Genomic DNA, 20,816 nt, shown 5'->3' on the forward strand with positions numbered 1-20,816 from the left:
ACATCTTGAGAAAGGGAATCGCTACCGCAGGGCATGTGGGAAGCGGGCTACTGGATAGTCAAAACGCTTCTGGAGATGAGGCCGCTACTGTGTTGAACCCGAGTTCAACACAGCAAGTCACGTCGCAGAAAGAAGAATCTCCTGCTATACCCGTAGGGGTAGCGGGATGAGTGTCAAAACCCATGATTCCGCTTGCTATGCTTAGCGTTGGTCATATCAAGCTGCTGAGGTCAGTGCCGATAATGGTCTAAACTAAGATTTGCTATCGTGAATGGTTTAATGCAGAATAAGACCGACTCACACAGCTAATGAGCAGAGAATTGATTGGTCCAGCATTATGGTGATCCGACAGTATCTGATGGCGACGGGTTTAGGGATTGTTCTGCTAGGAAGTGCGGGCGAAACGGCCCTGGGACAGCCTGCTGAAACCCCAACGGCAAAGGTTGAACTGAATCGAGACACTGATTTGTTAAATCTGCCCGTTCAATCGGAAGCCGTTAAGATTGATCTGAATCAGCCCATTACCCTTCAGCAGGCCTATGAGCTGGCGCTGCGCAACAATCTGAATCTGCAAGTCTCGGAGCTACAGCTGCAGCAAAATCAAGCTGTGCTGCAACAGGCAAAAGCAGCCAATTGGCCAACGGTTAGCGTGCAATCTGCCCTCACCCGCACGGATTCAGCTAGCTTTTTCGTCAACCAAGACCCCATTGCCGTTGACGCTCAGTCCCAACTGCAGGTCCAGCAGCGAACCTTGGAGAACTTGCAGACCCAGCAGGCCCAATCACAACAGCAGCTGGCGATCCAAATTCAGCAGTTGCAGGTGCGACTTCAGCAAGATCAAAACCAAATTCAACAACAAATTTTCGACCAGCAAATTCAGCAGTTACAGCTCCGCGCCAATACCAGTGCCTTACCGATTACGATTTCTAACGTCACGCCCTTCCAGCCCTTATCGGCCATTTCTCAGGGCCAGGGAAATTTGGGCGGCATTTCCAACCTAATTAATGGTACGGTGTCTGCCACCTACAACATCTATACCTCAGGACTTCGTTCCGGCCAAATTGAATCGGCTAAAGCTCAGGTCAAAATCTCTGAGTTGGAAATCAAGCGCCAGCTGGAGCAGTTGCGCTTAGATGTTGCCAACGATTATTACAACCTCCAACAAACCTCGGCACTCATCTCTGTAGCCAATGATGCGGTGCGCAATGCTGAGGCCAGCCTCGATGTTGCCAAAGCGAGAGAGCAGGCTGGTCTTGGGACAAAGTTTGATGTACTCCAGTCAGAAGTGCAGCTTGCGGATACGGTTCAAAATGCCACGCAGGCCAAAAATTTATTGGAGATTGCCCAACGGCAGTTGGCCCAACGCCTCAATATTAAGGAAACGGTTAACCTAGCTGCTGCAGATCAGGTAGATCTGGCTGGGGGTTGGCTACTGACGATGGAGGAAAGTATTGTCTTAGCCCTCCAAAATCGGGTTGAACTGGCACAAATTCTCAATCAACGTCAATTAGCTGAGCAGCAACGTCGAGTGGCACTGGCTGCTAATAAACCTCAGCTGCAAGCCTTTGCCAACATGGAAGTGGCGGATGAGCTAGATGATAATGTTTCCGGTGCCTTTGGCTATACCCTTGGCGTGCAAGTTTCGATCAACTTCTTTGATGGTAAGGCCGCTAAATCGAGGGCAGCGCAGCAAGAAGAGAATATTGCGATCGCAGAGACACAATTTGCTGATACTAAAAACCTACTGCGGTTTGAGGTAGAACAAGCCTACGCCAACTTACAATCCAATTTACGCAACATCAACACGGCGCAAAGCAGCGTAGAACTCGCCAAAGAAAGCTTGGCCTTAGCCCGGTTGCGATTCGGGGCAGGCATTGGCACTCAACTCGATATCACCAGTGCTGAGACCTCCTTAACCCAATCCAGAGGGAATCTAATTGCTGCCATCTTGGACTATAACCGCGCACTAGTAGCACTCCAACGGGCCACCAGCTATGCACAACCGATTAGTGGTGTAACGCCTCCGGGAGGCTAGGGTGCGTGTTTTAATTTGGTTTCGCAATGACTTGCGGCTCCATGACCATGCCCCACTGCATCAGGCGGCGCGTTCCAAGGCTGATATTATTCCTTGCTACTGCTTTGATCCGCGTCAGTTTGGTCGAACGCCCTTTGACTTTCCCAAAACGGGACTGTTTCGAGCCCAGTTTTTGTTGGAGAGTGTGGCGGACTTGCGTCAATCTTTGCAAGCCAAGCAGAGCGATCTAATTCTGCGTCAGGGGCATCCTGAGGCGGTATTGCCAGAGCTAGCGCAAGCCTTGAAGGTGGATGCGGTGTATTTCAACCGAGAAGTCACCGCTGAGGAGATAAACGTTGAGAATCGTTTGCGCACTGCTTTAGCTGATCTAGGTATTGAATGCTTGCGGTTTTGGAGCAGTACCCTCTATCACCCGGAACAACTGCCTTTCCCGATCCGAGAGCTGCCAGAAGTATTCACGAATTTTCGCAAGCAGGTGGAGAAATCTGCAAAGCCCAAAGCTCCTTTTCCAACACCCCAAACTTTATCAGCTTTACCAGATATTGATCCGGGTGAGTTGCCTCAACTGGAAGACTGGGGATTATCAGCTCCTGAGCTTGACCCCAGAGCGATGATTCGATTCTCTGGGGGAGAAACGGCAGCATTGGCACGATTGCAAGACTATATTTGGGAGCAGGATTGCCTTAAGCAGTATAAGGAAACCCGTAACGGCATGCTGCAGCCGAATGATTCCACGAAGTTTTCGCCTTGGTTAGCGTTGGGCTGTGTATCGCCGCGCTATATTCACCAGCAGGTGAAGACCTATGAACAGGAGCGGGTTAAAAATAATTCCACGTACTGGCTGATTTTTGAGCTGATTTGGCGCGATTATTTTCGGTTTATTTGTGCCAAGCATGGCAAGCGAGTCTTTCGGTTATCAGGGTTGCAGGGGTTGACATTACCCTGGCAGGACAACCGCGAAACCTTTGAGAAATGGCAAAGGGGCCAAACGGGATTTCCGCTGATTGATGCCAATATGCGGGAGTTGGCAGCGACGGGGTTTATGTCGAATCGGGGACGGCAGAATGTGGCCAGCTTTTTAACCAAGAATTTGGGCCTGAATTGGCAGATGGGGGCAGAATGGTTTGAATCCTGTCTGATTGATTACGATGTTTGCAGTAATTGGGGCAATTGGAATTATGCGGCGGGGGTGGGAAATGATGCCCGTGGTTTCCGGTTTTTCAATATTGTCAAACAGGCAAAGGATTATGACCCCCAAGGAGATTATGTGCGTCATTGGTTACCGGAGTTACAGGCTATACCAGGGGGACAGGTGCAGACGCCTTGGCAATTAACGGCGTTGGAGCAGGAGATGTTTGGGGTAACAGTGGGCAAGGATTATCCAGAGCCGATGGTGGATTTGTGGCAGTCGGCGAAGGTGAATGAGCAGATTTATAACCGAGTGGTAAATCGGTAGACGTAATCATCATGGCACTAACCAGAGATTTTAAAGAAACGATTTATGCCCGAGTACAATCGGAGCCTGAGTTTGCAACTGCTTTACTGGATGGGGCTGCATACTTGCTGCTCAATGGTGAACCAGAAACGGCTCGATTGATACTTAGGGATTTGGTTAATGCAACGGTTGGTTTTGAATAACTTGCCATTGCAGCCAAGAAGCCTAGCAAGAGCCTTCATCGCATGCTCTCTGCAAAAAGGAATCCAACAATGGATAGCTTAAATACAATATTCACGGTTCTACGGCAGACATTAAATGTAGATATTCAAGTTCATGCAATGCCTTGTTCTTGAATCCATCTCGTTATGAGTACTATTCAAGGAATTTAACCACTCCTATGTGGATGAGGTTTGGGAGGCAGATGCCGAGTGACCCAAGACTTACTTACAACTTTGCGAGTATTTTCTGTTTTACGGCTTGATACTTTTGCTTTAACAGCTTTTTACTATCTACCAATGTTCCTGTGGCCGTAGTTTGCTTGGCTGTTGATAAACAGTTTTGCAACAATTGACATTGACGCTGAGGAATTTTTATCGTGACAACATTGACGGGCTGACTGGGATTCGATGAGTCAAACAACATCAATAAATAATATCCCCGCTCACTCAACAGTTTGGTGATATGTTGCCCACCGGCATCCTTTAAATCAATATAGCAAGGGAGCCACCGCGGACCTTTTTGGTGATCAAACAAAGTCGTAATCCATAAAATGGTGGGATGGGGCGTAAAGGTACAGAGAAAATGGCTATGGCGGCTGCTGAGCGATCGCTCCTCAATTTCTTGTTTGTTTAACATCACCCATAAGCCAACGGCTTCTTGATCTGGTGATGAGATAGTTTGGGCAAAGACGATGTTGGCAATCGGTTTATTCTTAGGCCAGGATGCCCGCCATGCGAGATCTTCTATTGACCAAAAGACGACTTGGGTTTGTTCGGCCATCGTCAGATTGGCCCGTTGAGCATGCTGTTGAGGTGTAATGTTTGTTAAATCAATGGATCCAGCATTGCTGCCTACAGGCGAGTTAGTATTTGCCTGAACATCGCTCTTTAAGGACTTGATAATTTCTGTGGCTGACTGGGGTCTTTGCTCAGGGTCTTTAGCCAAGCAACTCATGATTAAGTCTTCTAAGGCCGAGGGAATGTTGAGTGTCGGATCCACTTCCCGCAAGCGCTGAGGAGATAAATGTTGATGGGCTTCTGCCCAACTTTCAATCGTGTTGGTTTCAGCCATAATGGGAAAATACCCTGTCAAGGCTTCAAACATGGTAATTCCCAAACTGTAGATATCAGAACGTGCATCAACCATAGCTCCCGAAAATTGTTCAGGGGAACCATAGGCAACGGTGCCGATAAAGGAATGCGATCGCATCTCCTGGGCTTGGCTACTCAAAAAGTCTGCAATCCCAAAATCGAGGAGTTTGGCCAATTCACCCAAGCTGGCATCCTTGATCAAGAAAATATTACTAGGTTTGATATCTCGATGAATCACTTGGTGCAACTCGCCCTCTATCTGGATGCCTTGATGGGCGCATTGCAGACCTGCACAGACTTGAGTGATCAGATGAATAAAGCGCGTTAAGGGAATTTGTCCAGCTTCAATCAGATCATCCAGGGTTTGCCCCTGCATAAACTCCATCACATAGAAGGGAATTTGCTCTTCATGCAAGCCATAATCTAATACGCGCACAATATTCAAGCTTTGATGGCCTAAAAGTGCGCCAATTCGGGCTTCTCGAGCAAATCGAGAGGCAATCGCCTCATTCTGAAGGGTATGGGTGAGGAATTTAACGGCGACAGTGACATCCCCTAATAATCGATCTTTGGCTCGATAAACACTGCCCATGGCACCGCTACCCACCAACTCAACAAGTTCATAGCGATCGATTAAAAGTTGGCCAACCTGAATACCAGATTGATGTTTCTGCTTAGACGACTGATTAAACTTAAAGTACTTATTGAGCAGCTTCACTGACGGCTTATCCCCGTTTGGGCGAAAAAACTGGTTCGCTTTATTCTTAGTTTGCCCCGGCTATAGCCAAGACCTCACAAGCCAAGGGATTCGGGGATCACTACTCTCAATGGGTTTGCTAGCTTACTGGGCTCAGTATTTTTACGAATGCCAATTCCAAAAAAGGCTGAGAAGAAACCTTCCCAGCCTTTTTAAAATAGTGACTATGCTGAAATTAGCGCGTTAGACGAGCCATTCCTGCACCGCCTCTTCTTTTGTATTGGTGCGGCGTTCAGGCGTTTCCCGTGTAAATTTCATATGAATTGAACGATTTTGCTCGCCATCGGCAGCCACAGCCATAATTGGATAATCAATCAAGCCATCCTGGAATGACATTTGGAACCGGAAGGTACCATCAGAGTTGAGTTGAATCGGCTGGCCACCAATGGTTACCGTCGCATCGGGTTCCGTGGCGCCATAGACAATCAGCTCAGCATCCGCCACAAGCCAGAACTGGCGGGGACGGATAGGGGGAGCAGAGGCCGAGAAACCGACGCCAGACATGTTGATCCCAGAAGCAGTGGGAATGGCCCAGAGACCCACCCCAGAAGGAAATACATAGGAACTCAAAGCCGATTCATGCACAGGAGCTTGCTGCATGGAACCATAGAGGGAACCGGCAACGCGCAGTGCTTCGACGCCTTCAGCCATACCGAAGACTTGATCATAAATGCTATTTTCGGGAGCAGCAGCGACCGGCTTCTTCTCTGGAGGAACCAGGGTCATCAACTGTTTACCCCGCAAGTCCATCTCCCAATCCACCGTCATAAATTGATCTTCAACCCAATCGGAGGGGTAGGTGGGGGGCACATGCACAGGGACAGAGCGGGCCAAGACCAGCCAGCGCCCATCCGCACAGCGATAGCCAATTTCAATAATGTAATCGCGATCGCTCACAGGTAACGGTAAGTACCATTCTCTGGCCATTTCATCACAGGGATATTCCTGGACGCTATGGGGCACTTGATAGGCCAAATCAATATCCGTCGCATCATACAGACGCAGCGCTAGTTGTTGACCGCCCTGATTGCGCAACATCACCTTATGGTCATTCGGGATATCCCAATAGGTATATGCCCACTGTGGATCGCGAGGCATCAGCACAATCCGGGTCTCGCCATACCCTTCGGGTAAGTCGTTAATATCGGCATCAACAGAGGCTAAGGCGACGGTATCTTCTTGACCCACTTCAAATTTGGCAGCTTCTACTCGTTCTTGAGCTGTGACCGTATCCGCAAAGTTGGGACTGCTTTGGTGATTCATGGTTGAAGGCACCGAGGCATTTTGTTGAGCCACTCGAATGGATTCTAAGAGCTGATCTTTACGCATACGGCTATAGCGCGATACACCATAGCGGCTGGCAACACGACGGAGCTGTCGCAAGGTCATTTGTTCTAAAGGCAATTGATCGGGAGACATATCAGTAAAGACCTCGAAGGACTACGAATGAGCTGTGAGCATCCTTCCAAAGTTAGCCTTGAGTAAATATAACTACTTGGGGATCGCTTTGTTAACAAATATGTACGATGTTTTTAGATTCGTCAAGATCCAAAACCACCTAAAAATCTAGCTTTAACGCAAAGTAAGTATATTTGGGGATCTTTGAGTCATGAATTCATGACTCAAAGATCCCCGCAGGGGATCATAGCTAACTCAAGCAGGTTATCTGTACCTGATGCTTGTACCTGCTATCGTTCGACCCAAAACTTCAACGCCGAGATCAGCCCAACCGCTTGCCTATCGCCTTCGGCATATAAGAAGGCGATATTTTGCCCGCTTGAGCAAGATGACGCACACATCTGCCTTTCATCTAGCGATCCCTCTCGCCCTTGTAGATCAGATTCAGGCTGTGCCCTACAGCGTAAAGGCTGACTCGATGTAGTCCAACAACCTCAGTTGGTAACCCCTTATCTGGAGAGGACAATTTAGATGAATTGGGGTAGAAGCTAGGACGTCAGTGATATCGGGAGGGGTAACTGGTTCAGTTCCTCTGATTTTGTTGCATTGCACCAATGCAACATCAAACTGACAGGACAGCTCGTACAAATGGGGATGCTGGCTCAAAAATAGCTGAGCGGTTTTCCAAAGTTTTTGCTGCTTTTGCGGTGTGATGGCTAAGCGACCATCTGCATCCCAGTTTCGAGATTGGCGCGTTTTGACTTCCACAAAAGCCAAGCGATCTATATAGGCTGGTGTCTGAGTGCGAGAGTTAGGGGACCGGGCAATAATATCAATTTCACCCCATCGACAATGCCACCTGTGAGCCAGAATTTGCCATTGCTGCTGCTTCAGCCATTGGCACACTAGCTGCTCACCCCATTGTCCAGTTTGGGCTGTATGCGACGGCTTTTGAGGGCGAGATTGAGGAGATGTCATAGGTTCGTCGAGAAAGCAGGCGAGAGTCCGATAGGATCAAAGATAGGCGATTCGCTGCATCATCCCTGATGGTGTCCTTAACATTTTGATTGACATATCCTACTTATGAAAATGACTCGTTTTAAGGTATCTCTCGGATTGACGAAACTCAAACGACTAGGCTTGACCTGCCTATTTGCAGGTCTCTTGGTCAGCTTGAGTCTAAGTTCATGGCTGCCAACGGCCTGGGCAGATGTATATAACAAGGAGATACTGTTGAATGTCGATTTCTCTAATCGCGATTTAACCGATTCTAGCTTTACCAAGGCCGATCTGCGGGGCAGCGATTTTAGCCATAGTGACTTACGCGGTGTGAGTTTTTTTGCCGCGAATCTAGAGGATGTCAATTTAGAAGGAGCGAACCTCAGCGTTGCCACCCTCGATAGTGCCCGATTTGCCCGAGCGAATTTGACGAATGCCAATTTAGAGGGAGCATTTGCCTTTAATGCTGAATTTCGGAAAGCCATTATTGATGGTGCCGATTTTACGGATGTTGATTTGCGTGATGACACGATGGAAACGCTATGTGCTGCTGCCCAAGGCACCAATCCAGTGACGGGGCGTAATACTCGGGATACGTTGTACTGTGACTAAGGTCGGGCAAAACCGTATAGTCTGTTGTTTTCAGGACCAAGAGGCCATATTGTGAAGAAATTTGCACGGTTGTGGCGATGGCAACGCTTATGCCGCCGATGGGTGGGGCTGTTTTGTGTCGTTGTCTTATTGGTGCTGAGCTGCAGTCCACGCCCGTCTAATGTGTCTTCTAACCCAGATCGTCGGATTGCCATGGGCAGCACGGCGAAAATTCGCACGATTGATCCAGCCGATGCCTACGAACTCTTCCCAGCTACCTTGCTCTACAACCTGGGAGAAACGCTATATACCTATGATTTAGAGACCACAACGCTCACCCCTCAACTCGCTACTGCCCTACCGGACGTCAGTAAGGATGGCTTGACCTATACCATTCCGCTGCGGCAAGGTGTCACCTTTCATGATGGCACCCCCTTCAACGCGGCAGCCATGACCTTTTCCTTGCAGCGTTTTATCCAAAATGGGGGACAACCCTCTTTTTTGCTGGCTGAGCCCATCGCTGATGTCGTTGCATCTGGGGACTACGAACTGACGATTACCCTCAAACAGCCCTTTGCCGCCTTACCTGCCCTGCTCACTTTTTTTGGGGCTTGTGCGGTGTCGCCCCAAGCCTACACGATTGGCCCTGGCGAATTTGAACCCAAAAGCTTTGTGGGCACCGGTCCTTACAAATTGGTGAACTATGGCAGTGATGTGATTCGCCTGGATGCCTTTGAGCAGTATTGGGGCGAGCAACCTGCCAATTCAGGCGTCAATTTGCAATTGTTTTCCAATGCAACCAACCTTTTCAATCAGTTTCGGGCAGGCGATATTGATGTGGGCTATCAGGGGTTGGAAACCGACCAAATTCAACGTTTGCAAACGGAGGCCTCCTCGACAGGATGGCAGGTGATTGAGGCCCAAGGCAATGCCGTCACCCATATGGTCTTGAATGTTAACCAGAAGCCCTTAGATCAAGAGGCTGTTCGGCAGGCCATTGCTTTGCTAGTGGATCGCCCCTTAATCAAGGAACGGGTATTTCAGGGACAAGCAGAACCGCTGTATAGCTTAATCCCGAGTACCTTTGCTGAAGCTCGGCCTGTCTTGCAAGATCGATATGGTGACGGGGATCCGGCTCAAGCGCGTCAGTTATTAACGGCAGCGGGATACTCGGCTCAGCAACCCTTAACCCTTCATTTGTGGTATCCCTCGAATTATGCCGCTCGACGGTCAATGGCCCAATTACTAAAAGCAGTATTAGAACAGCGATCGCAAGGTATTATCCAGCTCAAGCTCAGCAGTGTCGAGTCTACGGTGGGCAATAGTAGCTTAAATAAAGGCATTTACCCGTCCTACTTGGTTAACTGGTATCCAGACTTTTTTGATGCGGATACCTATGTTCAGCCGTTTTTATCTTGCGATCGCGGATCGGAACAGACGGGCTGTGAAGAAGGAGGGAGCCGTTCCCTGGGGTCGTTCTATTACAATCGCGAGATGAATCAGCTGATTGAGCAGCAACGCCAAACCCAAGATTCTCAGGAACGCCAAACATTCTTGACTCAGATTCAGGAGAAGTTAGCCACCGATCTTCCTTATATTCCGCTGATCCAGAGAAAAGAGTATGTCTTTAGTGGTAAAGGGATTGAAGGCGTCCAAATCACCAAGACTCAGCAATTTCCACTCTGGACCATTCGCAAGTCATAACGTAGGGCGCGCCACGCCAGTGAGTTTCGAGAGGGGACTCATAGGGGCTAGACAATGGACAATCTCACCCTCGCCAGCGCCTCTCATTCTTGTTTGAGTGGACTTAAGTCCATCTAGCTCACTCTAGGTGCTCGTTCCGCAGCCCTGCATCAGTCTAGGCTCATGAATAGGCATGATAGCGTTAAAAAGAATTGCCATTTACATAGAGTATGAGAATCACCTTCGCCTGCGGGCATGCTAGAAGGCAATATCGATAGGGGGGATATGCAGCATTCACACCAACCTCACATCACTCCTTGCAGTGGATATGAACTCTTGGAAATCCTCTATGAGGGGGAGTATACGCTGGTCTATAGAGCCCGGCGCAGTGAAGATCGCGCGTCCGTTATCGTTAAAACCTCCCAACCCCAGGTGCCTTTAAGATTTCCAGATCACCTGGCCTTTCGCAAGCAATTCACCATCGGTCGTCATCTTAACCATCCTGGAATTATCCAGCTGTTCAGTCTAGACCCCTATCAGCAAACCTATGCCTTGATTATGGAGGATGTGCAGGGTATAGCTCTGTCTGAATTTTTGCAGTCTACTGTTGCCCTCCAAGATGGGTTGAAGATTGCCCTGCAATTGGCCGACGTTCTCCACTATCTGGGCCAACAGCGCATCCTGCACAAGGACATCAAACCCGCTAATATTCTCATCCATCCTCAGACCCTTCAGATCAAGCTGATTGACTTTGGCATGGCGTCACTGCTCCCCAAGGAAACCCAGGAGCTTAAGAATCCCAATGCCCTAGAAGGCACGTTGGCTTATATGTCCCCAGAACAAACGGGACGGATGAATCGGGGGATTGATTTTCGCAGTGACTTTTATAGCTTGGGAGTCACACTATTTGAGCTGTTGTCAGGGCAATTACCCTTTCAAGCCGATGAACCGATGGGGTGGCTCCATTGCCATATTGCTCAAGTGCCTCCTTCTTTAACGGAATTTGGGGTGCCCGAAGCTGTTGCGAATATCGTGGCTAAGCTGCTGGCCAAAAATGCGGAAGATCGCTACCAGAGCGCGTTGGGATTAAAGCATGACTTAGAACAGTGCCTGACTCAGTTAACGGAGCAGGGAGAGATTGCCCCCTTTGGGTTGGGACAACGGGATGTGTGCGATCGCATCTTGATACCGGAAAAACTCTATGGTCGTGAGTCAGAAATCCAAATCCTGCTAGACGCGTTTGACCGGGTGTCTCAGGGTAGCTCAGAGTTAATGTTGGTGGCAGGTTTTTCTGGCATAGGCAAAACGGCAGTCATCAATGAAGTCCACAAGCCCATTACTCAAAGAAAGGGCTATTTCATCCAGGGCAAGTTTGACCAATTCAATCGAAATATTCCGTTCTCCGCCTTTGTGCAAGCCTTTCGTAGCCTAATGGCGCAGCTATTAGGGGAGTCAGATGCTCAACTATCGAGTTGGCAGGCCAACATCCTAGCGGCTGTGGGTGACAGTGGCCAGGTGCTAATTGAGGTCATTCCTGAGTTAGAACGGATTATTGGTCAGCAGCCTGCCGTACCGGAACTATCTGGAACCGCAGCCCAGAATCGATTCAATCTGCTGTTGGGCAAGTTTATTCAAGTCTTTGCGACTCCTGAACATCCCCTGGTGATCTTTCTGGATGATTTGCAGTGGGCAGATTCTGCCTCTTTGAATTTATTCAAACTGCTGACGGATCAGGCCAATTCAGGACACCTATTATTACTGGGGGCCTATCGGGATAATGAGGTTTATCCTGCCCATCCATTGATGCTGGCCCTACGAGAGGTGGAACAGCAGCATATTCTTAGCCTCAAACCGCTGGCGTTACCGGACATTAATCAGCTGGTGGCAGATACGCTGATGTGTGAGTTGGAGATGGCAACACCACTGACTGAATTAGTGTACCCAAAAACCCAGGGAAATCCCTTCTTTACCACCCAATTTCTGCAAGAACTGCATCAAGACCAGCTCATTGTCTTGAATCATGACGCTGGCTATTGGCAATGCGATGTACCCCAATTACAGCAGGCAAGCCTGACGGCCGATGTTGTGGACTTGATGGTACAGCGGTTGCGGAAATTGCCAGAACCGACTCAGGAGGTGTTGAAGCTGGCAGCCTGTATGGGCAACTCCTTTGATTTAGCCACCTTAGGGATGGTGTATGAACAGCCGCAAGTGCAGGTTGCCACAGATTTATGGCAAGCTCTGCAAGATGGCTTTATTCTGCCCCACAGTGAAACCTATAAACTCTTTCACAACCGCCATACCGATGTTGAGATGGGTCCTCCCCATGACATCACCATTCGCTATCATTTCTTGCATGATCGGGTTCAACAGGCGGCCTATGCTCTGATTCCAGAGTCGGAGAAGGGAGGCTATCACTTAAAGATCGGTCAACGCTTACTGAAGGGCAGTGCTGAGCTGGACTCAGATCAAAGTATTTTCAATGTTGTCAATAGCCTCAATCACGGCATTGATTTAATTGAGGACCTGTCTCAGCGACAGCAACTGGCTCAGCTCAATTTAGAGGCAGGGCAGAAAGCAAAAGCTGCGATTGCTTATCCAGAGTCAGCTTCATATCTAGAGACAGGAATCCAGCTACTCAACGAGCAGAGATGGCAGACTCAATACGATCTCACCCTGACTCTTTATTCTGAGTTAGTGGATGTGCATTTTTTAAGGGGGGAGTTTGAAGCCGTTGAAGCGATTAGCGCCAGGGCCTTAGAGCAGATTCAGACGATTATGGATGCCCTGCCCTTCTACCTGGCTCAAATTGCCAGCGATCAGGCCCAAGGGAAAATGTTGGCAGGTCTAGAGTTGGGGTTGCAAGTTCTAGATCAACTCGGGATTCATCTGTCCACAGAGATTGATGACGAGATGATCCAAAAGAAATTGAGTCAAATCCTCACTCAATTTATGGCTAAGACGATCGACGATTTTGTGGCTCTCCCCCAAAGTCATGATCTGCAGTTGTTAAGGACTCAGGATTTATTAACCCTGATGGTGGGTTATGCCTATAAATCCAAGCCAGAACTCCTACCGCTGATTATTTGTGAGCAAATCGAACTGTTGCTGCAACAGGGCAATATTCCAGCATCGGCTTCTATCTATGCCCTGTTTGGCATGTTGTTATGTGGCTTACAAGAGTTTGAGTCTGGCTACTTTGCGGGTGAAGTGGCGCTGGCTGTCATGGAGGCTTTTCCAGCGAAGCAATTTGAAATGAGGGTCAGGAATCTCATTTATTCCTTTATCATGCCCTGGAAAAGTTCGCTCAAAACTTGCATCCCTGAGTTAAAAAAAGGCTTCGCCATCGGCATTGAAACTGGAGACATCGAATATACCACCTATGGAATTAACCACTATTGTATGTTTCTATATTTTGCAGGTGTTGACTTAGAAACCGTCTCACAAGAGTTTTATACCTATAGCAACGTTTTAGAAAATTACCGACAGGAAAGGATCTTATCAGCCGTTCAACCGTTTCATCAACTGGTTTTAAACCTAATTGCACCTAGCGAAAAACCTTGGGAACTTGAGGGTGATATTTTTCAAGAATCTACGGTTTTGCCCTATTGGCAAGAAAACTGTCTTGATTTGTTTCTTGCTTCTCTATTTATTAATAAGCTTATTTTAAGTTATTTATTTAACAATCCAGCTTTAGGATTCGAAATTGCCGAAATTACCAACCAATATGCTGGCAGTATGGCCCGGGCATTTCAGCTCTCCTATTTATTTCTTTATCGGGCACTTTCAGGCTTAGCCATCTACAATCAGGTGTTACCCGATATTCAGGATGTTTACCTCTCTCAAATCGATCAAGATTTAAAGGCTTTGGAGCAATTTGCCCACCATGCTCCCATGAATTTTCAACATCAGGTCGATTTGATTCGAGCTGAACGATATCGTGTTTTTGATCAGAAATTAGAGGCCATAGAGCATTATGATTGTGCCGTTGCCGGAGCAAAAGAGAATGGTTATATCCAAGAAGAGGCCTTAGCGAATGAACTCGCAGGTAAGTTTTATCTGGAGTGGGGTAAAGAGAAAATTGCTTCAACCTACATGCAAGAGGCTTACCACTGCTATGCCCGCTGGGGCGCTAAGGCTAAAACCGAAGATCTTGAGCAGCGCTACCCAACGTTACTTCAGCCAATCCTCCAACCCGCTTTCCAATGCTTCAACCCACTGGATACCCTAGCCAACGTTGCCAACCCTAACCTCTCTATTTACTCTGCCACTGCCACTCATTCGACTCAGACTAACGTCAATACAGTCTTCGATTTTTCTGCCCTCCTCAAAAGTGCCCAAGCCCTTTCAGAAAGACTGCATCTGGATGAGTTGCTAGAGCAGCTTGCCCTGATGATGCTACAAAACTCGGATGCCGATCGCTTGGCTCTTCTACTCCCTGATGCTGATAACACTTGGCAGATGAAGGTCTCTGCAACCCCTAAGACGACCACACTATCTTCAGTTCCACTCGTGGATTGTCTCGATCTCCCCCGACAGCTCATTCAGTTTGTTAAAAACACCCAAGAAGCGTTAGCGGTGGACGCTCTCAACACGAATGTGCCGATTATTGATGATTACTTGCAGGAGCATCAGCCTCGGAGTGTGCTGTGTTTACCGATTCTGCACCAAGGCCACCTCACGGGTTTGCTGTATTTGCAAAATCAATCTGCCGCAGGGGTATTTACGCGCGATCGCATCACCATTCTCAATTTCCTCTGTACCCAAGCAGCGATTTCCTTAGAGAACGCTTATCTGTTTGCGGAACACCAGCGGATAGAAACGAAACTCGCCCATAACAACGTGATCCTCCAAGCCCAACAGGAGTCGTCCCTAGATGGCATGCTGGTGATCAATGCCGATCGTCAGGTCAGTGCTTATAACCAGCGATTTATTTCACTTTGGAAGATCCCCGACACTATTCTAGCCACCCAGGATGACCGACAACTACTGGGGTTCGTCTTAGATCAGCTCGTTAATCCCATGGAGTTTTTGGACAAGGTTGAATACCTTTATGACCATCCAGAAGAACGCAGCTTTGACGAAATTGCCCTCAAGGATCAGCGCTTTTTAGAACGCTACTCTTCACCCGTCACCTTACCCTCGGGTGAGTACAATAGCCGCATCTGGTATTTTCGAGATATTAGCGATCGTAAACGTCTGGAAAGAGAACAGGCTCAACTGTACGAATCACTGGCGCTGAAATCTTCTGCTATCGAAGCATCCGATGCAGGGATGGCGGTTTTGCATGAGGGCAAATATATTTACCTCAACTACAGCCATCTAACTCTGTTGGGTTATGAGCAGCAAGAGCTACTCGGTGAAAGTTGGGAAAAACTCTATGATGCAGCAGAGATTGAGAGGTTTAAACAAGATATTTTTCCTCTACTGGCTCAGCAGGGGCGCTGGCTCGGAGAAGCAACCGCTCGACGAAAAGATGGCAGCACCTTTCCGCAAGAGATTAGCCTGTGTGCTTTAGAGGATAGCACGCTGATTTGCATTTGCCGGGATATTAGCGATCGCAAACGGGCCGAAAAAGCCCTGCAGTTTACCCAATATTCTGTCGATAATGCTGCAGATTGTATTTTGTGGATCCAGCCTGACGGTGGCATTGCCTATGCGAATCAGGCTGCCACTCTGATGCATGGCTATACCAGCGATGAGCTGATGCTGATGTCGGTCTTTGACCTCAATCCTACCCTTACACCAGAGGGATGGTTCTGGCACTGGCAAGAACTTCGTGAACGCCACAGTTTTAGTGTGGAGTCTCAGCATCAAACCCAAGATGGGAGCTTGTTCCCCGTAGAGGTCGTCGTTAATTACTTAGAATTTGAAGGGGACGAGTATAACTTTGTCCGTGTTCGAGATATTAGCGATCGTAAGGCTGCTGAACAGGAATTAATCCTCAAACAAAATCACCTAGAAGCGCTGCTCAACAATATTCCTCATATTGCCTGGATTAAGAATGCTGACAATCAGTTTATTGCGGCGAATAAGCCCTTGGCTCAAATGCTCAATATTGGCTCAGCAGACATAATGGGCAAAACCGACTTCGACTTTTTCCCTGCCGAGACTGCCCAGAGGTTCCGAGACGATGACTTACAAGTCTTATCGTCTGGTGTCCGTAAAGTGCTAGAAGAGAGAATCCAGAGAGGAGATGGGAGTTGGGGATGGCTAGAAACGACGAAAACCCCCTTTCATGATGAGCAAGGACAGTGGGCGGGGACGGTTGGGATTGCCGCAGACATCACCGATCGCAAAGCTGCCGCCCAGGAACTCTATGAATCCAAGCAGTTATTGCAATTAGTACTGGATACCATCCCTCAACTCGTATTTTGGAAGGATCGACAGTCCGTGTATTTGGGATGTAACCAAGCCTTTGCGAAAGTTGCGGGTTTAGACCATCCCGATCAAATTATTGGCAAACGAGATACCGATTTACCTTGGAAACCAGAAGAAACGGAGTTCTTCCTAGAGTGTGATCAAAGGATTATGGCTAGTGGAAAAGCAGAGCTAGGGATTATAGAATCCCAATTCACAGCCGAGAGTAAGGAAACCTGGATAGAAACCAATAAATCTCCCCTCAAAGATTCAGAAGGCAACGTGATTGGTATCCTAGGCACCGTTCAAGACATTACCCAGCTTAAAGAAGCGGAACAAACCCTTAAAAACATCAATGAAGCGCTGGAAGAACGGGTTTCCGAACGAACTGCCGCATTGGAGCAGACGAATCGTGCTTTAACAGCGGCTAAAGAGATCGCAGATAGTGCCAATCAAGCCAAGAGCGAGTTTTTGGCCAATATGAGCCATGAACTCCGAACCCCCCTCAATGGCATTCTGGGCTATGCTCAAATCCTCAATCGCTCTAACCAAATTGCGGCTAAAGATAAGCGAGGGCTGGAGGTGATTCATCAGTGTGGGTCACATTTATTAACCCTGATTAACGACATCCTCGATTTATCCAAAATTGAAGCTCGCAAGTTAGAACTCAGCCCTCAACCAACGGATTTACGGACGTTGGTGACCTCAGTGGTGGATATGTTTCGCCTCAAAGCGGCCCAAAAAGGGATTGAACTGCTGCGCCAACTGGATGATCCTCTCCCCCAAGAGGTGGAGATTGACGAAAAGCGGTTCCGGCAAGTTTTAATTAATTTGGTAGGGAATGCCCTCAAGTTTACAGAACAAGGCAGTGTCACGTTCCAAGTAGATCAGCTTGAGTTAGCGGCAGGTCGATCAACTCTCCGATTTGCCGTCATGGATACGGGGATAGGTATTGCCACGGATCAGTTGTCTCGGTTATTTAAGGCGTTTGAACAGGTCGGTGATCCACAGCATCATACCGAAGGCACCGGGTTGGGCTTAGCTATTAGCCAACGGATTGTTCAACTGATGGGTGGAGAAATCCAGGTATCCAGCCAGCTCGGTGTTGGCAGTGTATTTTCCTTTTGTGTGACGGTGCCACTGGCTCAAGATGAGGCTAAAACCGTGACTAAACCGGTTTCTCAACCCATCGTTGATTATGTAGGAGATCGCCGCACGCTCTTAATTATTGATGATCGCTGGGAAAATCGAGCGGTTATTCAAAACTTGTTGGCCCACCTGGATCTAAAACTCGTGGAAGCATCAAATGGCGAGGAGGGCCTAGAAAAACTGCCGATCTGTCAACCCGATGCAATCATCCTAGATCTAGCGATGCCTGTAATGGATGGTTTCGACTTTCTTCAACACCTGCGCCATCAGCCAGCCTTCACCGCTTTTCAAGAGACGCCAGTGATTGTTTCTTCGGCTTCTGTGGGATACTCCGAACAGCAACTGGCTTTAGAACAGGGGGGGGATGCCTTTCTTGCCAAACCTGTTGATGCCCAGGCGTTATTCCAGGTACTGGCTCAACAATTAAAGCTGAATTGGATCTATGGAGACTTGCCCGGAAAACTAGAGTCGTTCCCTACTGTCGCAGAAATTGTTGTGCCCTCACTGTCAGTTCTGCAAACTCTGCTCGCCTTTGCTCAGATGGATAATATCAGTGATCTAAGGGCACACTTAGATCACTTAGTGAAAGAGGATGAACAGTATCTTTCCTTTGTTGACCCTATGCTGCAGTTGGCCAAACAGTATCAAACAGAAGAGATAGAAACGTTACTCCAGGAGTATATTGCCCAGGAGAAATCCAATGGAGAGTAGTGTCGAAATTATGGTGGTGGATGATACTCCCGCCAATTTAGAGGTTATTTCTGAAACCTTATCGTCTGCAGGCTATCGGGTTGCTGCTGCCATCAGTGGGGAACGGGCACTCAAGCGTCTCAAAACCCATCCACCAGCGCTGATTCTGTTAGATATTCAAATGCCGGGTCTAGATGGGTTTGAGACCTGTCGACAAATCAAAGCAAATCCTGAATCCAACCATATTCCGATTATTTTTATCACAGCTCGTTCTGATACCGAGAGCATTCTCCACGGATTTGAAGTGGGGGCTGTGGATTACATCAGCAAGCCTTTTCAAGAAGCGGAACTGCTAGCTCGGGTGAACACCCATTTGCAACTGCGCCATGTCAATCAGCTCTATGCGTTGGAACGAGAGAAGGCAGAACAGTTAGAACAACTGAATCAGCAGCTGTCTCTGACTCAATTTTCCGTCGATCATTCGGTTGATGGCATATTGTGGATCACCCCAAATATGAGCTTTGCCTATGCCAACGACTCCATGTGTGAAATGCTGGGCTATTCCAGGGCAGAACTGTTGCAGCTCTCAGTATCCGCCTTAAAGTCCAGCTTTAACGACTCGGAATGGCAGATCTTTCAAGCGCAAGTTAAAGAACAGCAACGGTTGCGGTTGGAAGCGCAGATACTGACGAAGGATGGGCAAGAGCTGCCCGTGGATGTGTCTCTCAATTATCTGCAATTTTCTGATGGTGAGTATTATGTGGCCCATTGTCGCGATATTCGCGATCGCAAATTAGCAGAAGAAAAGCTACAGCAGAGTAATGAAAGACTGCGTATAACGAATCAAGACCTGATTCGGGCCACCCAATTTAAAGATGAATTTCTGGCCAGTATGAGCCATGAGCTGCGCACCCCCCTCAATGCTGTGCTTGGATTCAGCCAGTTGATGCAGCGAGATCAGTCGATGTCTGCTGACAACCATGAAATGCTACAGATTATCAACCGGAATGGTGAACATCTCCTGGCCTTAATCAACGACATTTTAGAAATGTCAAAAATTGAAGCTGGGAAAATCGTTCTCAAGCCCACCACCGTTGATTTCCCTAAGTTTTTAGATGATCTTCACAACCTTTTCAAAGGCAAGGCTGAGGCCAAGCATTTGGAACTCACGGTTCTCTATCCGCCTGAGATGCCCCGCTATATCCAGGTTGACGTTGTCAAGCTGCGGCAGATCCTACTTAACCTGATGGGGAATGCTCTAAAATTTACCCAGCAGGGCCAAATCAGCCTCCACACTAAGATTTTGGATACAGCCCCAGACTTGTCGCCAACGGCAGTCCACTTGCAATTTATGATCAGTGACACTGGCACAGGGATTAAACCCGGCGAGTTGGAAAGCATTTTCCATCCTTTTATTCAGTCTGAAGACGGCAAGCATGCTCACCAAGGCACCGGGTTAGGTCTGCCCATTAGCTGCAAGTTTGCCCAGTTGATGGGGGGCAATATCCAAGTCCAGAGTATTTGGGGGAAAGGGAGCACTTTTTATTGCGATATTTTGGTAGAAGCCTCCGCAAATGATGCTCAGGCTGAAGACAGTTCATCCCAGCATTATCAGACCATGCAAGGGTTCTCAGACTCGCAGACCTCCTATCGTCTGCTGGTGGTAGATGATAATGTAGACAATCGGGCGTTGCTAACGCACATGCTTTCCATTCCGAGTTTCGAAGTCCGTACTGCTGTTAGCGGTTCTCAGGCAGTAGACATCAACGAAAGTTGGCACCCCCATTTGATCTGTATGGATATTAGTATGCCGGAGATGAGTGGTTTAGAAGCGACTCGCCGGATCAGGCGTTCCAACTCTACCCCTAAGATCATTGCCATTACCGCTAATGCCTTTGCGGATGATCGTCAAGCCGCCCTAGCCGCAGGGTGCGATGATTTTATTGCCAAACCCTTCACAGAAGTCACCATTTTTAAGCGAATTGCCAAACTCCTAGATCTGGAATTTACGACAGAGTCTGCCCTCTCCATACCCACCCAGGACCATTGGGATCCGTCCAATTTACAAGAGGCTCAGATTCAATCCGACTTCAGTGCCATGCCAACGGCATGGCAAGAGCATGTACAACAGTCTATTCGCACCCTCGACGAGCAGTCTCTCCGAACCTTACTGAAGGATGTCCCGGCTGAGCACCATGCGATGGTTGATGCCATTTCAAGGCTTCTCAAGGATTATCGCTATGACATTTTAATGAGTCTTTTGAAGATGGAGTCTTAGTCTACCCCTGATTGCTCTGAATGCTGATGGCAGGGGTCTACAATCTCTCTCCCGTCATTCTCTTCTACCTTTGTTGGCGAGACGACTATTCAATTTGAGCAAGGCGACGGGAACAAGCATAAACTACA

General features: G+C 48.2%; 9 protein-coding genes and 1 pseudogene. 7 read left to right on the forward strand and 3 right to left on the reverse strand.

Annotated features, from left to right (window positions below):
• Positions 1-337 precede the first annotated feature (337 nt).
• The 3 genes and pseudogenes from Q0986_RS03330 to Q0986_RS22870 all read left to right on the forward strand — a co-directional run bounded on the left by Q0986_RS03330 (position 338) and on the right by Q0986_RS22870 (position 3,826).
• Positions 338-2,035: a TolC family protein gene (locus Q0986_RS03330; protein WP_299403756.1), complete on the forward strand. Its 1,698-nt coding sequence runs from the start codon at positions 338-340 to the stop codon at positions 2,033-2,035.
• Between the two features lies 1 nt (position 2,036).
• On the forward strand, positions 2,037-3,491 hold the full coding sequence (locus Q0986_RS03335) for a DASH family cryptochrome (RefSeq protein ID WP_299403761.1): 1,455 nt from the start codon (positions 2,037-2,039) through the stop codon (positions 3,489-3,491).
• 11 nt (positions 3,492-3,502) lie between these two features.
• Positions 3,503-3,826 (forward strand): annotated as a pseudogene (locus tag Q0986_RS22870) (transcriptional regulator).
• 91 nt (positions 3,827-3,917) lie between these two features.
• On the opposite strand, the gene Q0986_RS03345 reads toward Q0986_RS22870, so the two are convergent.
• From Q0986_RS03345 to Q0986_RS03355, 3 genes are all read right to left on the reverse strand, one after another.
• The gene (locus Q0986_RS03345; RefSeq protein ID WP_299403770.1) at positions 3,918-5,501 is read right to left on the reverse strand and encodes a serine/threonine-protein kinase; all 1,584 of its coding nucleotides are present in this window, start codon (positions 5,499-5,501) and stop codon (positions 3,918-3,920) included.
• 222 nt (positions 5,502-5,723) lie between these two features.
• On the reverse strand, positions 5,724-6,959 hold the full coding sequence (locus Q0986_RS03350) for a DUF4912 domain-containing protein (RefSeq protein WP_299403773.1): 1,236 nt from the start codon (positions 6,957-6,959) through the stop codon (positions 5,724-5,726).
• 435 nt (positions 6,960-7,394) lie between these two features.
• Positions 7,395-7,916, reverse strand: a complete 522-nt coding sequence (locus Q0986_RS03355; protein ID WP_299403778.1) for a YraN family protein — start codon at positions 7,914-7,916, stop codon at positions 7,395-7,397.
• A 105-nt stretch (positions 7,917-8,021) separates the two neighbouring features.
• Here Q0986_RS03355 and Q0986_RS03360 point away from each other — a divergent pair, with 105 nt between their 5' ends.
• The 4 genes from Q0986_RS03360 to Q0986_RS03375 all read left to right on the forward strand — a co-directional run bounded on the left by Q0986_RS03360 (position 8,022) and on the right by Q0986_RS03375 (position 20,688).
• On the forward strand, positions 8,022-8,549 hold the full coding sequence (locus Q0986_RS03360; protein ID WP_299403783.1) for a pentapeptide repeat-containing protein: 528 nt from the start codon (positions 8,022-8,024) through the stop codon (positions 8,547-8,549).
• A gap of 51 nt (positions 8,550-8,600) precedes the next feature.
• Positions 8,601-10,232 carry an ABC transporter substrate-binding protein gene (locus Q0986_RS03365; RefSeq protein ID WP_299403787.1) on the forward strand — a complete coding sequence of 544 codons (1,632 nt, stop codon included), beginning with the start codon at positions 8,601-8,603 and terminating at the stop codon, positions 10,230-10,232.
• Positions 10,233-10,496: 264 nt separating this feature from the next.
• Positions 10,497-18,431 carry a PAS domain S-box protein gene (locus Q0986_RS03370; RefSeq protein ID WP_299403791.1) on the forward strand — a complete coding sequence of 2,645 codons (7,935 nt, stop codon included), beginning with the start codon at positions 10,497-10,499 and terminating at the stop codon, positions 18,429-18,431.
• A complete protein-coding gene (locus Q0986_RS03375) occupies positions 18,421-20,688 on the forward strand; it encodes a response regulator (RefSeq protein WP_299403794.1) in 2,268 nt (755 codons plus the stop codon). The genes Q0986_RS03370 and Q0986_RS03375 overlap by 11 nt, the downstream gene beginning before the upstream one ends.
• Positions 20,689-20,816 lie beyond the last annotated feature (128 nt).

Source organism: Acaryochloris sp. IP29b_bin.148 (assembly GCF_028285565.1).
Classification (GTDB): Bacteria; Cyanobacteriota; Cyanobacteriia; order Thermosynechococcales; family Thermosynechococcaceae; genus Acaryochloris.

Excerpts from the sequence above, each read along its gene's own strand:
- Q0986_RS03330 (WP_299403756.1), top strand. The coding sequence starts at position 338 with ATGGTGATCCGACAGTATCTGATGGCGACGGGTTTAGGGATTGTTCTG.
- Q0986_RS03350 (WP_299403773.1), bottom strand. The coding sequence starts at position 6,959 with ATGTCTCCCGATCAATTGCCTTTAGAACAAATGACCTTGCGACAGCTC.
- Q0986_RS03355 (WP_299403778.1), bottom strand. The coding sequence starts at position 7,916 with ATGACATCTCCTCAATCTCGCCCTCAAAAGCCGTCGCATACAGCCCAA.
- Q0986_RS03360 (WP_299403783.1), top strand. The coding sequence starts at position 8,022 with ATGAAAATGACTCGTTTTAAGGTATCTCTCGGATTGACGAAACTCAAA.
- Q0986_RS03370 (WP_299403791.1), top strand. The coding sequence starts at position 10,497 with ATGCAGCATTCACACCAACCTCACATCACTCCTTGCAGTGGATATGAA.
- Q0986_RS03375 (WP_299403794.1), top strand. The coding sequence starts at position 18,421 with ATGGAGAGTAGTGTCGAAATTATGGTGGTGGATGATACTCCCGCCAAT.